We start from the raw sequence: 13,114 nt of genomic DNA, 5'->3' as shown, positions 1-13,114 counted from the left end.
ACGCTATCCAACCCATAGCACACTGTATGACGGATCAGACGGCAGTGCCAAGCACGCCTTGACGGGATGCCAGGGGTTGATGTCGGCTATTGGCCCATCAGCGAAGTGGCGACACCTTTCATTGAGGTCCGCTTGGTGGGGTAGAGCGGACTGACTTTGCCCGCTCTGAGTCCTTCGCATTTTTACCCGTAGCGGACATTCCCATCGGGACGATGGGAGACCGAAATCACGCCGTTGCTGCCAGATCGTTGGCAACGACCGCCAATATTTCGGCGGCGTGTGAACTCGCGATAAAGTGCCCGCCATCAGCGACTTCGTGCCATACCGCTCCAGGCATCCGCTCACCCAGTGGTTTATTCACTGCGTAAGGCACAAACGTATCGGCGCTGCCTTGCCACAGATGAACCGGTCTATGGATCGCCGTGACGTCGAATGGCCACTGTTGATAGAGCATCTGCGCATCGGTCACGAGACCGTCAACGCCTTGCCGGAAACACTCGCGTCCAGACTCCACGATGGCACTCAGCACATCGTCATCAGCAAGCGCCGCGAGGTCAGCGGGGCAGCTCGCCTTCAGCAATGCCTTCTTGTACTGCTCCGGAAACCGCGTCGCAGCGAGATCGATCAGGTCATACATCAGCTGGAAACCCGGCCGGAAATGCAGTGCAAGGAACCCGCCCATGGCGTCGGTCGAGGACAGATCCTTCGCTGCCAGTTCGTACCGAATGCGCCGTAGGATCCGGGAGCGATGCTGGTCACGTGTATCAGCTTCGCGGGATCGAGATACGCCGCTGCCGCGAGCGCCCAAGGACCACCCTCAGACCAGCCTGTGACCGCAAAGCGATCGGTCTCAAAGGCGTTGGCAATCGCTTCCAGGTCTGCGGCCCAGCCTGCGAAGGTGCGACCGTGTTGAGGATCTGATTTGCCTTGGCCTGGACGGTCCACGCACACAAATCTCAAACCAAGTTTGAGCGCGTGAGACGCAAAAACCTTGGCTTCCAGCCGGCTCGATGGTCCGCCATGATTGTGAAGTACGAGCGGACCGTTCGGGTCGCCGACCTGAAGGTAAGCCAGTGATCGACCGCCGATCTGGATTGCACCTTCGCCAAGACGCGCAGCGTTGCTTGAATTTCTCAAATACATGCCCTCCGTCGGGCCTCGATTACTCGTCGATCTCGCGGAGCCTTTGTCTCAGCCAACCATCTCTTCTTGGAATCTCTTGGTCGTAGGCTGCAACAACGATCGCCATGGTCACACGGCTGTCGGATGTCTGCAACTGGCCCTGAGCAGCCATTTCGGCGTTCGAGGCTGACGCCGGCTTTTGCTCCGAAACAGGCACTTGCGATTTAAAGACCGATTGGTCTATATATCGATGATGAGCCGCCAAACCCCAGTGCAGTCGCCCCGTGGCCGTCCCCGAAGCTTCGACGTGGATGCCGCGGTCGAACGCGCGATGGGGGTGTTCTGGTCGCGCGGCTATCACGCCACGGCGCTGCCGGACCTGCTTCGCGCTACAAAACTCTCGCGTGGCAGCCTTTATGCCGCGTTCGGCGACAAGCACTCGCTCTTCCTGCGCGCGCTCGATCGCTACATTGCGGATGCCGTGACGCGGATGGATGTCGAGCTCGCCCCCCGCAGGGAGCCGCTCGACGCCCTGCGGGCCTATCTTGCCGGCTATGTCGACCGCACCAGCGGTGCCAACGGCCGGCGCGGCTGCCTGCTGGTGGCCACGGCCATGGAGCTGGCCGGCCAGGATGCCGAGATCGGTCGTCGCGTCGCGGGCTTCTTCAGGGCCATGGAGGCCCGCCTGGCCGATGCCCTGTCCCGCGCGAAGGTGGCGCGCAAGCTGGCCGACGGTGTCGATCCCGCGAGTGCCGCCAAAATTCTGGTCTGTTTCGTCGAGGGCCTGCGCGTGGTCGGCAAGACGGCGCCGGCGCGGGCCGCATCGCAAGCCACCGCTGACGCTCTGCTCGATCGGTTCGTCAGGTAGCAAGCCAATCGGGTCAACAAACCGCGGACGCCTCCGCACTTGGCGCGTCAATATCTGGACCGATCGGTCTCGAAAGGAAAGATGCCATGTCTGCCATCCAGATCGTGTGCGCGGTAGCCGTTCCGCTGCTCTGGGGTTATCAATTCGTGGCCATCAAGGTGGGCGTTGCGGAGTTCCCGCCGCTGTTCTTCCTCGCGCTGCGCTTCCTGGCCATCGCGCTGCTGCTCGTTCCGTTCGTGAAGAGGCCCACGCGCCAGCAGTTCGGCCCTGTCGCAGCCATTTCGATTTTCCTGGGCGGTCTGAACTTCGGACTGTTCTATGTCGGCCTCGGGCTCGGCTCGGGAAGCCTGTCGGCCGTCGCCTATCAACTCGCGACGCCCTTCACCGTCCTGCTGGCCTGGCCGCTGCTCGCCGAGCGGCCGTCTCTCACCACGTCCGCCGGAGTGCTGCTCGCATTCGCCGGCGTTGTCGTGCTGGCGGCGGAGCCTGGCCTGTCGGCCAACGGGCTTCCGCTGCTGCTGGTGGTCGGGGCGGCCTTCGCATTCGCGGTGTCCAACGTCCTGACGAAGCGCTACGGCCCTTTCGATCCCCTGATGCTGATGGGGTGGTCGTCGCTGTTCACGGTGCCGCAGGTCATGTTGATGTCGCTGCTGCTCGAATACGGACAACTGGCGAGCCTCATCACGGCGGATGGACGCGGCTGGCTGGCGCTCGGCTACACGATTTTCATCGGCGGAATTGTCGGGTTCGGCCTCTGGTTCTGGCTGATCGCCCGCTGCTCCATGGGCCGCGTCGCACCCTTCGGCCTGCTGCTTCCGGTGTTCGCCTTGACGTCGAGCGTGCTGTTCCTTGGCGAGCGCATGACCCCGAAATTGATCGCCGGCGGGCTGCTCGCGATCGCAGGCGTTGCGATGACACAAGTCAGACCGAGCGCGCGGGCCATTTGAGCCCGGACGTTGCGTTGTGGCATCGATATCATCTGCCTGGCAACGGAGATCACGAGGCTTCACGTCTCGGTGGTGGACCGTGTTGCGACGTGACGCCCCCAACTTGCCGTGCGCTATTATCCGGTCGAACCGGAGGGCGTATCATGATGTTTCGCAATCTTCTCGCCGCGCTTGTCGTCACGGTCGCGATCAGCGCGGCACATGCGGCGCCGCAATGGCTGAATCTGCCGCCGACACCGACACTGCCCAAGGCGACGCAGAGCGGCTTCGCGCCCGTCAACGGCATCAAGGTCTGGTACGCAACGTTCGGCCGCGGCGAGCCCGTCCTGTTGCTCCATGGCGGCCTCGCCAACGCCAACTATTGGGGCCGCCAGGTCCGCGCGCTGCAACGGCACTATCAGGTCATCGTCATGGACAGCCGCGGGCATGGGCGCAGCAGCCGCAATCAGGAGCCCTATGGCTACGATCTGATGGCCTCGGACGTGGTCGCCCTGCTCGATCACCTGAAGATCAGGAGAGCTGCGATCGTGGGCTGGAGCGACGGCGCGATCATCGGCCTCGACATTGCGATGAAGCACCCAGAGCGGGTGAGCAAGCTGTTCGCCTTCGCCGCGAATTCGGATCCGTCAGGCGTTGCGGACATCGCGTCGAGCGACGTCTTCAACGCCTACATCGCGAGAGCCGGCGAGGAGTACAAGCGCCTCTCGCCGACCCCGACCGAGTACAAGAGCTTCGTCGCCGAGATTACCAAAATGTGGGAGAGCCAGCCGAAATGGACGGCGTCGGATCTCGCTTCCATCAAGGTCCCGACCTGGATCGTGGACGGCGACCACGACGAGGCGATCAAGCGCGAGAATACCGAGTTCATGGCGGCAAACATTCCGGGCGCCGGACTGCTGATCCAGCCGGAGGTCAGTCACTTCTCGTTCCTGCAGGATCCCGAGCAGTTCAGCGACGACGTGCTGCATTTTCTGGAGCGTGGCGGTGAGAGGCCCGGAGCGGCAGCGAAGTGAGATATCGTAGGGTGGGCAAAGCGACAGCGCGCCCACCGCGTCTATCGCGATTGCCGAGAGATGGTGGGCACGGCGCTACGCGCCTTTGCCCACCCTACGAGACCGGTGCAGAGCCATTACGAGCCCAACTGCATCCACGCCGTCATTGCGAGGAGCGAAGCGACGAAGCAATCCAGACTGCTGCCATGGAAACATTCTGGATTGCTTCGCTGCGCTCGCAATGACGGAGTTCGTGGCGACGACACGCGCCCTCCTCTCGTGTCCCGGACGCGCTGCAGCGTGCAACGCTGCTGCGCTGAGCCGGGACCCAGAAGGCCACACGGCAAGATGCGGAGACATGGGCCCCGGCTCTGCAGCGCACCGCCGAAGGGGCGCTGCGCTGCGTCCGGGGCACGAGACCGGAGTTTGAAGCGCAACTGCATCAACATCGGCCAACAAAAAACGCGGCGTTTCCGCCGCGTTTTTCAATTCGATCTGCGCTTCTCGATTACGCCTGCGGCTGCGGCTCCAGGCCGGGATCCGGATCGGGGCGCGGACGCGACTTGCCGGCCGGGGGCACGGCGGAGGCGCGCGGCGTGGTCGGCTCGAGCACAGACTCGCGGTTCGGCTTCTTGCCCTTGAGCAGGTCGATGATCTCGTCGCCGGAGAGCGTCTCGAACTCGAGCAGGCCCTTGGCGAGCGCTTCAAGATCGGCGCGCTTCTCGGTGAGAATGCGGGTCGCTTCGTTATAGCCTTCTTCCACGAAGCGCCGGATCTCGGTGTCGATCTTCTGGACCGTGGCTTCCGACGCATTCTGGGTGCGCGACACCGACATGCCCAGGAACACCTCGTCCTGGTTCTCGCCATAGGAGACGGTGCCGAGCGCCTCCGAGAGGCCCCAGCGCGTCACCATCATGCGCGCAAGCCGCGTCGCCTGCTCGATGTCGGAGGATGCACCCGAGGTCACCTTCTCACGGCCGAAGATCAGCTCTTCGGCGACGCGGCCACCCATCATGATGGCGAGGCGCGAGGTCATCTGCTCCAGCGACATCGACAGCTTGTCGCGCTCAGGCAGCTGCATCACCATGCCCAGCGCGCGGCCGCGCGGAATGATGGTCGCCTTGTGGATCGGATCGGTCGCGACGACGTTGAGGCCGACGATGGCGTGGCCGCCCTCGTGATAGGCCGTCAGCAGCTTCTCTTCCTCGGTCATGACGAGCGACTTGCGCTCGGCGCCCATCATCACCTTGTCCTTGGCCTCTTCGAACTCGGCCTGCGTCACCATCCGCTTGTTGCGGCGGGCGGCGGTCAGGGCGGCTTCGTTGACGAGGTTCATCAGGTCGGCGCCGGAGAAGCCCGGGGTGCCGCGCGCGATGGTCTTGAGGTTGATATCCGGCGCCAAGGGCACCTTGCGGACGTGAACCTTGAGGATCTGCTCGCGGCCGACGACGTCCGGATTGGGCACCACGACCTGGCGGTCGAAGCGGCCCGGACGCAGCAGCGCGGGATCGAGCACGTCGGGACGGTTGGTCGCCGCGATCAGGATCACGCCCTCGTTGGCTTCGAAGCCGTCCATCTCGACCAGCAGCTGGTTCAGCGTCTGCTCGCGCTCGTCATTGCCGCCGCCGAGACCGGCGCCACGGTGACGGCCGACAGCGTCGATTTCGTCGATGAAGATGATGCAGGGCGCGTTCTTCTTGGCCTGCTCGAACATGTCGCGAACGCGGGAAGCACCGACGCCGACGAACATTTCGACGAAGTCGGAACCCGAGATGGTGAAGAACGGCACGTTGGCTTCGCCCGCGACCGCACGCGCGATCAGGGTCTTACCGGTGCCGGGAGGGCCCACCAGCAGCACGCCGCGCGGAATACGGCCGCCGAGGCGCTGGAACTTGCCGGGGTCGCGGAGGAATTCGACGATCTCCTGCAGGTCCTGCTTGGCTTCGTCGACGCCGGCGACGTCCTCGAAGGTGACGCGGCCGTGGGCCTCCGTCAGCATCTTGGCCCGCGACTTGCCGAAGCCCATCGCCTTGCCGGCGCCGCCCTGCATCTGCCGCGACAGGAAGATCCACACGCCGATCAGCGCGATGAAGGGCAGCCAGGAGACCAGCAGCGAGACGAACCACGGCACGTTGTCGCCGGGCGGCTTCGCGGTGATCTGGACCTTGCTGTCGTAGAGGCGCTTCACCAGCGTCGGATCGTTCGGCGCATAGGTCTGGAAGCTCGAGCCGTTAGTGAAGGTGCCGTGGATGTCCGGGCCCTGGATCACGACGTCGCGCACATTGCCGCGGTCAACTTCGCTCAGGAGCTGGGAGAAGGCGATGTCCTGCGAGGAGGCGCGCTGACCCGGATTCTGGAAGAGCGTGAACAACGCCAACAGCAGCAAGACAATGATGACCCAGAGGGCGAAATTGCGCAGATTGGCGTTCATCGATCTTCCTTCATGGTCGCGCGGATCGCGGCCTGATCCTTGGGCGGTAGCAGTTACTTTGTCAGTGCGAGGAAATCCCCAAGGAATCCTCTTGGTTAGACGGATACAATTTAGGTGCCGCCCCGGTCGCTGCCAAGGGAACGAGATGGGACTATTTATCCCATCTTAGAGCGATTCCCGCTGAAATAATGGCGATCTGCCCGGGGTTTTTCCTGCCTGGTTAAGGTGTCCTGACGGCGCGCGGCGGCAACGGCCGGTGTCATGATCCGCCCTGATCCGCCCTCATCCGTCCCTTGGACCGCCGGGCGGGCGCCGGTGCGATGTGGATACGCCCCCCGGCAAGGCTGATCAAGGCTCCCGCAAGGGTTTGCTTCAGGACCGGCCGGCCATTTGCGGCTGCGCGGGGGCTTGCAGCCAAACTTGCAGCTATGGCCTGATCGAGCGCCGCCAGGAGGGCCTCGACCTTGCCGAGTTCCGCCGGCCCCTCATGACCAAGGGCATTGACGGCCCGCAGCAGGAGCCGCAGCCGGACCTCCTCGGGCAGCTTGGCGAATGCCGAGGCCTCGAAGCTGCGACCGCCCGCCTGCGGCGCATCGCCGCGCGCCCGAAGCTGAAGGAAGCGTTCGGCGCCATCGACCAGCACGTCGACCGCCGCATTGGCGCGCGCCAGCCTGCCTGCGAGCCGCGCCAGGCTCCTGCTGTCGCCCCCCTCGGCCGCGAGTTGCGGCAGCAGCGCGCGCAGCCGCGGCCGGGTGAAGGCGGTGTCGCGATTGGTGGGATCATCGGCAAAGCCGATCTTCGCCCGCCTCAAGGTCGCGATCAGCTGCGACTTCGGGACATCGAGCAGCGGACGCACCAGCACGACGCCGTCGCGCTCCGTGAGGCGCGCCATCGCCGACAGCCCGGCAAGCCCGCTGCCGCGGACAAGGCGCATCAACAGGGTCTCGGCCTGATCGTCGCGGGTGTGGGCGGTCAGCACATGGCTCGCGCCGGCGTTGCGCGCGGCCTGCGCAAGCAGGCGGTAGCGGGCTTCGCGTGCAGCGGCAGGCAGTCCCGTGTCCGGCTTCGCGCCGCGCCAGCGCAGGGTCCGGTGCGCCAGCCCGAGTTCGGCCGCCAGCCGCTTGACCTCGCGTGCCTCGCGCGCCGCCTCCGGGCGCAGACCGTGATCGACAGTGACTACGGTCAGTTGCGGACCGCGTGCCAGGCCGCGCTTCCAGCGCGCGGCGAGCCACATCAGCGCGACCGAGTCAGGTCCGCCGGAGACCGCGAGCACCAGCGCCGGCGCACTTCTGAGCTCGGCGAAGAGTTGCTTCGCCGCGCGCGCCGAGATCGGTGAGTTGTCGTCGTCTGACATGACGCTGCCCAGGCAATCCCAGACTATTTAGCGCGGCGCCATCCGCATTGTCAGGGCGCAAACACCACGCGTCAGCACTTCACCCGCTTCTGCTCGCGATCGACGGCGGATTTGACGCCGGCGGAGGCGCGCGGATATTTGCGGCCGACCTCGCCGAAGGCGGCGCAGGCGGCCTCTTTCTCCTTCAGCGCGGCCAGCGACTGGCCGAGCCGCAGCAGGGCATCCGGCGCCTTGGCGGATTTGTCGTATTTGGTGGTGACGGCGAGGAAGGCTTCCGCGGAGTCGCGATATTGCTGGCGCTGGAAATAGCTTTCGCCGAGCCAGTATTGCGCGTCGCCGAGCAGCGGATCGCTCGGATGTTTCTGCGCAAAATTCTTCATGGTCTGCTCGGCCAGCGCATAGTCCTTGCGCTGCATGTAGCCGATGCCGAGGTCGAACTCGTCGCGCGGCGTTGCCGAGGGCGGCAGGGTCGTCAGGCCGGTGCCGCCCGATGGCGCGGGATAACCCGATTGTGCCGGCGGGTAGCCGGGCTGGGCTGCCGGCGGCACGCCTTGCTGGTAGCGCGGGCTGGTGTTGGCGAGATCGAGCGGCTCGCCGGCAGCGCGCCCGCCGCCAGGGGTGCCTGCCGGCATCGGCTGCTGCCCGCCACCAAGCGCGCGCGGCGCGCCGGGCGCATTCGGGTTCTGGTTCGGATCGAAGGAATCACCGCGGCGGCGCACGCCGGGCGCACCGGGCGCCGGCTGCTCCTGAACGATCGGCGCGGGAGCAGCGATCTGCGGCTGCTCGTAATTCGGCTGAGCCTGTTGCTGCTGGCGATAGGCCGGCGCGGACTGCGCAGGCGGTACGGCCGCGACCGAGGGCTGGACCGGCGCCTGTCCGGGCGCGGCCTGCGCGCCACCCTCGAGCGCCCGCAGCCGCTCCTCGAGCTGGCGGTTGCGGTATTGCAGCTCCTCGTTCTGGCCGGTGAGCTGGCGCAGCTGGTTCTCCAGCCGCTCGATCCGCATCTCGGGGTCATCGTCCGACTGCGCCAGTGCGGGCGAGCACAAAGAGAACAGCGCGGCGATCGCCACGGTGCCGGTAAAGACCTTGGATCTGGATGACATCTTGCCCTGACGACGAAAACGAAATCTGCGACGGAACCTGCGACGCGCCACACATTGAAAGGCAGTACGCCAAAAATGTGACTGGCACCACGGGGTTTCGGTCACAGATGGCTGAAACAAAACCGGCGCCCGAGAGGGCGCCGGCATAATCGGTTCCTGAAGATGAACGGCGCCTGACTGATCGTCAGGAGCTCGCGTTCAGCACGGTGACGGCGCGACGGTTCTGCGACCAGCAGGAAATATCGTTACAGACAGCGACCGGCCGCTCCTTGCCGTAGGAGATCGTGCGCATGCGGTTCGGATCGATGCCGCGCGAGGCGAGGAACGAACGCACCGACTGGGCGCGGCGGGCGCCGAGTGCGATGTTGTATTCGCGGGTGCCGCGCTCGTCGGCATGCCCCTCGATGGTGAAGCTGTACTGCCGATAGTTCTGGAGCCACTGCGCCTGCTTCTCCAGGGTCACGATCGCCTGCGGCGTCAGATCGGTCTGGTCGCTCTCGAAGAACACGCGGTCGCCCACGTTAACGACGAAATCCTGCTGGCTGCCAGGCGTCGCAGCATTGGCCATCGCATCCGTCGCTGCGTTCTTGTTCGCGCATGCGCCCATCGACAGCGCGATCGCAACCACCGCAGCCAGCTTCAATCCCTGGAGGATACGCATAGGGTATTTCATTCCGGAGCCTCCACGCTCACGTTCGTCCACTGCTGTCCGGTCTACAGGGGGTTGGTTAAGCGAACGTTCCGTCAACCTTGATGGAACCTTGCTTCAGCCGGTCAAATGCCCCCAAACCGCGAAAAGCAACCGTCATGGTTAATGGGTTCTAAATGTGGCGCGAGGGTGAAGCAACCTGCAGCAACCGGCAAAAGTGCAGGCTTTTGCTGGAATTTTGGGCTCGGACGATGATGGGGATGAACGGAGCCCGGCCGAAAGGCGCGCGGCGGCTCGAGGCGGTGACGGCAGGCAATCAGACGTGAGCGGCTTCCGGCACCAGTGACGACCGCTGCGGGATCTCGCGCTGCCCGCCGCGCCCAAACAGCATCCGCCGCTCGAAGGCGGTGGAGCGCATGATCGGATAGCGCTCGAACACCTTCTTCCGGAAGGTGGGGAAATCCGCCGCCATCAGTCCGAAGGGCTTGGTGAGACCCGGCACCAGGCGGGGCTCGGCGATCGTCTCGTGCAGGAACACCCGCCGGTAGAAGGCCTGATGCTCGGGACGCACGATGGCGAGGCCGAGATCGGCATTGAAGTGCTCGCACGCCATGTAGGCGAGCCGGGTCGTCAGATAGGGCAATTCCGGAACCCGCTTCACCTGGTCGGGATCGGCGACAAAGCGGGTCGGGTCGATCATGACCTCGCCGCGATCGAGCCGCGGCAGCAGGATGTCGGGGAAGACGTCGGCCGAGGTGGACTCGCGCCATTCCGAAGTCAGCACGCTGATGCGCACGGAGCTGCAGAGCTGGCCACGGAGATAGACGCCGAAGGTCCACGCGTTCGGCAGCTCGTCGTAGCGGTCGGTGACGCGGGCTTCCGCGGATTCCCTGACGGCACCCTCGCGCAGATAGGCGCGGTAGCGGAGGTTGTAGATTTGCTCCTTCTCCGCGTCCGTCGCCGCGAGATGATAGTCGACGTCGGTCAGAAGCTCCGCTCCCCGTCCAACAGCCGAAATGACAGATCTGGCTGAGGACTGCATTCGAACTCCTTACCCACCACCAACAACACCACGCGAACCTGGGCCATTTGCCGCTGAACAACTTGCGCGCGCGTGACGATTTATTAACACCTCCTTAACGACGATGCAAAGCAATCGACGCGATAGGGTTAACCCCCGTAGCACTACGGTCGGTTCAGCAACTGCCTGAAACGACGTGCAATTTCTGGATGTGGACTCAGGCGAAGGAGCGTGAGCTGACAACCTGGAGCAGGCCCTCGCCGCGCCGCCCATGCGAGGCGTTGAGGAGCTGTCGCATCCGCACGGCGGGCACCGGACGGCTGAACAGATAGCCTTGCGCCTCGGAGACGGTGCCGTCGGCGCTGATCAGCTCGAGCTGCTCGTTGGTCTCGATGCCCTCGACCACCACCGCCATGCCGAGGTCGGCCGACAGCCGCGCCACGCCACGCAGCAGCGTCAGCGGCCGGTCGGTGTCGATGCCCTCGAGGAAGGAGCGGTCGATCTTCACCTTCTGCATCGGGAAATTGTGCAGATAGCTGAGGCTGGAATAGCCGGTGCCGAAATCGTCGAGCGAGATGCGCACGCCGAGCGCATGCAGTTGCGACAGCGTGTCGTGGGTGAGCTGGGTGTTACGAAGCAGCGAGGACTCCGTGATCTCGATCTCCAGCCGGTGGGCCGGCAGCCCCGAGACCTCGAGCGCGTAGCGGATTTCGCTGAGCACGTCGCGCTGGTGGAATTGCTGCGGCGAGAAGTTGACGGCGACGCTGACGCCGTCGGGCCACTTCATGCATTCCATGCAGGCGCGGCGCAGGATCCAGCGGCCGAGATCGACGATCAGCCCCATGTCTTCGGCGACCGGGATGATGTCGACCGGCGAGACCGTGCCGCGCACCGGATGATTCCAGCGCAGCAGCGCCTCGCAGGTCGTGATCTTGCCGGACTTCAGATTGACCAGCGGCTGGTAGAACAGCTCGAACTCCTCGTTGGCCAGCGCCTTGCGCAGGTCGAGCTCGAGAATGCGGCGGGCCTCGACGGTGGCCGCCATCTCGTCGCGGAAGAAGCAGAAGGTGCCGCGGCCGTCAGCCTTGGCGCGGTAGAGCGCCATGTCGGCGTTCTTGAGCAGCGTGTCGGCCCTGACGTCGCCGTCCGGCGAGGTCAGCGCGATGCCGACGCTGGCGCCGATCTCGACCAAATGATTGTCGATGCGATAGCGCTCGCTCAGGCGTTCGACGATGCGGCGGGCGAGGCTCGCGGCATCCTCGGCCGAGCTGATGTTCTGCTGGAATACGACGAACTCGTCGCCGCCGAAGCGGGCGACGAAATCCTCAGGACGCAGCATCTCGCGCAGGCGGTTGGCGACCGCGCACAGGAGCTGGTCGCCGCAGGGATGGCCGAGCGTGTCGTTGACCTGCTTGAACTGGTCGAGATCGACGAACAGCAGCGCGGAGAGACGCTCGGCGTCGTGCGAGATCGCCAGCAACCGTTCGATTTCGTCGCGGAACGAGACCCGGTTGGGCAGCGCCGTGAGCTCGTCATAGCGGGCGAGATGGGTGATCCGGGCTTCCGCGTTGGTACGCTCGGTGATGTCTTCCAGCAGTAGCACCGTGCCGCCGCCGGTCATCGGCTGGAACGTCCAGGCGAGCGCGCGGCCGCGCGAGGAATCCGGGTCGGTGGTGACGATCTCGCAGATCCGCGCATGCTCGATCTCGGCCAGGATCTGCTTGCCGCTCTCCGCCGAGATGGAGCCGGCGGCGATACAGGCCGATACGATGTCGGCAGCGGTGGCGCCACGCTTGACCAGATCTTCGGGCAACGCCATCAGCTCGCCGAAGCGATGGTTCATCACCGCAAGGCGGCCGTCGGCGCGAAACATGCACAGGCCATGCGGCATGTTGTTGAGCGCGGTGTCGAACTGGCTTGCCAGCGCTGACTCACGAAAGCTCGAGGTCAGCGCCTTGACGAAGATCGCATGCAGGCTGAGATTGATGTTCTTCAGCCCGACGAAGAAGAACACGAGCAGGACGGCGAGCCCGATGTGGTAGAAGCCGCCATGCAGCAGCAGCGCGAGCGACATCGGTGCGCAGGCGAGCGCGACGTGCCACTGGATCACCCGGGGCTGGCCGTAATTGCGGGCGGCGCCGCCCGCGGTGTAGCCGATGCCGATGGCGACACAGAGCATGTCGGCAATCGGATCGTCATTGTTGTAGATGACGACGAAGGACCACAGGCCGAGCACCGCCGCATAGCTGAGCGCGCCGAGCCAGTAGCGCGGCTCCAGGTGCTTGGCTTCCTCGAACGACAGTGGGTGCGTACGGTTTTCGTATCCGCGCATCTGGAACGCGCGCGCGGTGCCGATCGCGATCAGCAGAAATGCGAGCGGCCACAGCCAGACATCGCCTGTCTTCAGCGCAGTCATGACCGCGGCCACGGCCGCGGAGGCCGAGCCCAGGAAAATCGCCCAGAAATTCTGCACCATAGAGTTGATGAGAGCGGCGTAGAGTATCGGCTCCAGCTCGTCTCGATCGCTCTGCTTCTGGTCGGCCAGCTGCATCGGCTTGTTACGCGTCCTGTTTGGCGCGTACTTTTACCCAGACCTGATGAAGCCTTTCTGAGGGAACATCGTTAAA

General features: G+C 64.8%; 11 protein-coding genes. 3 read left to right on the top strand and 8 right to left on the bottom strand.

The window, feature by feature from the left end; genetic code table 11:
* Nucleotides 1–226 precede the first annotated feature (226 nt).
* Together ABIB95_RS22915 and ABIB95_RS22910 are read right to left on the bottom strand one after the other, a co-directional pair.
* The gene (locus tag ABIB95_RS22915) at nt 227–682 is read right to left on the bottom strand and encodes an alpha/beta fold hydrolase (protein ID WP_354242474.1); all 456 of its coding nucleotides are present in this window, start codon (nt 680–682) and stop codon (nt 227–229) included.
* Nucleotides 637–1,143, bottom strand: a complete 507-nt coding sequence (locus ABIB95_RS22910) for an alpha/beta fold hydrolase (RefSeq protein ID WP_354242374.1) — start codon at nt 1,141–1,143, stop codon at nt 637–639. The genes ABIB95_RS22915 and ABIB95_RS22910 overlap by 46 nt, the downstream gene beginning before the upstream one ends.
* Before the next feature lie 232 nt (nt 1,144–1,375).
* Between ABIB95_RS22910 and ABIB95_RS22905 the strand changes: the two genes are divergently transcribed.
* The 3 genes from ABIB95_RS22905 to ABIB95_RS22895 all read left to right on the top strand — a co-directional run bounded on the left by ABIB95_RS22905 (nt 1,376) and on the right by ABIB95_RS22895 (nt 3,950).
* Nucleotides 1,376–1,990 carry a TetR/AcrR family transcriptional regulator gene (locus ABIB95_RS22905; protein ID WP_354242465.1) on the top strand — a complete coding sequence of 205 codons (615 nt, stop codon included), beginning with the start codon at nt 1,376–1,378 and terminating at the stop codon, nt 1,988–1,990.
* Between the two features lie 86 nt (nt 1,991–2,076).
* The gene (locus ABIB95_RS22900) at nt 2,077–2,937 is read left to right on the top strand and encodes a DMT family transporter (RefSeq protein WP_354242372.1); all 861 of its coding nucleotides are present in this window, start codon (nt 2,077–2,079) and stop codon (nt 2,935–2,937) included.
* Between the two features lie 143 nt (nt 2,938–3,080).
* Nucleotides 3,081–3,950 (top strand): alpha/beta fold hydrolase, encoded by an 870-nt coding sequence (locus tag ABIB95_RS22895; protein WP_354242369.1) that lies wholly within the window; start codon nt 3,081–3,083, stop codon nt 3,948–3,950.
* Between the two features lie 487 nt (nt 3,951–4,437).
* Here the strand turns inward: ABIB95_RS22895 and ftsH are convergent, their stop codons facing one another.
* The 6 genes from ftsH to ABIB95_RS22865 form a co-directional block, all read right to left on the bottom strand.
* Nucleotides 4,438–6,360, bottom strand: coding sequence for an ATP-dependent zinc metalloprotease FtsH (gene ftsH, locus ABIB95_RS22890; RefSeq protein ID WP_071909744.1), 1,923 nt, complete (start codon nt 6,358–6,360; stop codon nt 4,438–4,440).
* A 259-nt stretch (nt 6,361–6,619) separates the two neighbouring features.
* Nucleotides 6,620–7,714, bottom strand: coding sequence for a tRNA lysidine(34) synthetase TilS (gene tilS / locus ABIB95_RS22885; protein WP_354242366.1), 1,095 nt, complete (start codon nt 7,712–7,714; stop codon nt 6,620–6,622).
* Nucleotides 7,715–7,785: 71 nt separating this feature from the next.
* Nucleotides 7,786–8,817 (bottom strand): tol-pal system protein YbgF, encoded by a 1,032-nt coding sequence (gene ybgF, locus ABIB95_RS22880; RefSeq protein WP_354242363.1) that lies wholly within the window; start codon nt 8,815–8,817, stop codon nt 7,786–7,788.
* 184 nt (nt 8,818–9,001) lie between these two features.
* Nucleotides 9,002–9,490 carry a peptidoglycan-associated lipoprotein Pal gene (gene pal / locus ABIB95_RS22875; protein ID WP_028152222.1) on the bottom strand — a complete coding sequence of 163 codons (489 nt, stop codon included), beginning with the start codon at nt 9,488–9,490 and terminating at the stop codon, nt 9,002–9,004.
* A 292-nt stretch (nt 9,491–9,782) separates the two neighbouring features.
* Entirely contained in the window at nt 9,783–10,508 is a 726-nt protein-coding gene (locus tag ABIB95_RS22870) for an N-acyl amino acid synthase FeeM domain-containing protein (protein WP_063981096.1), read from the bottom strand.
* A gap of 196 nt (nt 10,509–10,704) precedes the next feature.
* Nucleotides 10,705–13,038 carry a putative bifunctional diguanylate cyclase/phosphodiesterase gene (locus tag ABIB95_RS22865; protein WP_028152220.1) on the bottom strand — a complete coding sequence of 778 codons (2,334 nt, stop codon included), beginning with the start codon at nt 13,036–13,038 and terminating at the stop codon, nt 10,705–10,707.
* Nucleotides 13,039–13,114 lie beyond the last annotated feature (76 nt).

Origin of the sequence: Bradyrhizobium sp. LA2.1, from assembly GCF_040547725.1 — a bacterium.
Classification (GTDB): Bacteria; Pseudomonadota; Alphaproteobacteria; order Rhizobiales; family Xanthobacteraceae; genus Bradyrhizobium; species Bradyrhizobium barranii.
The sequence above is the reverse complement of the archived record's forward strand: the minus strand, read 5'-3'. Positions and strand labels throughout refer to the sequence as shown.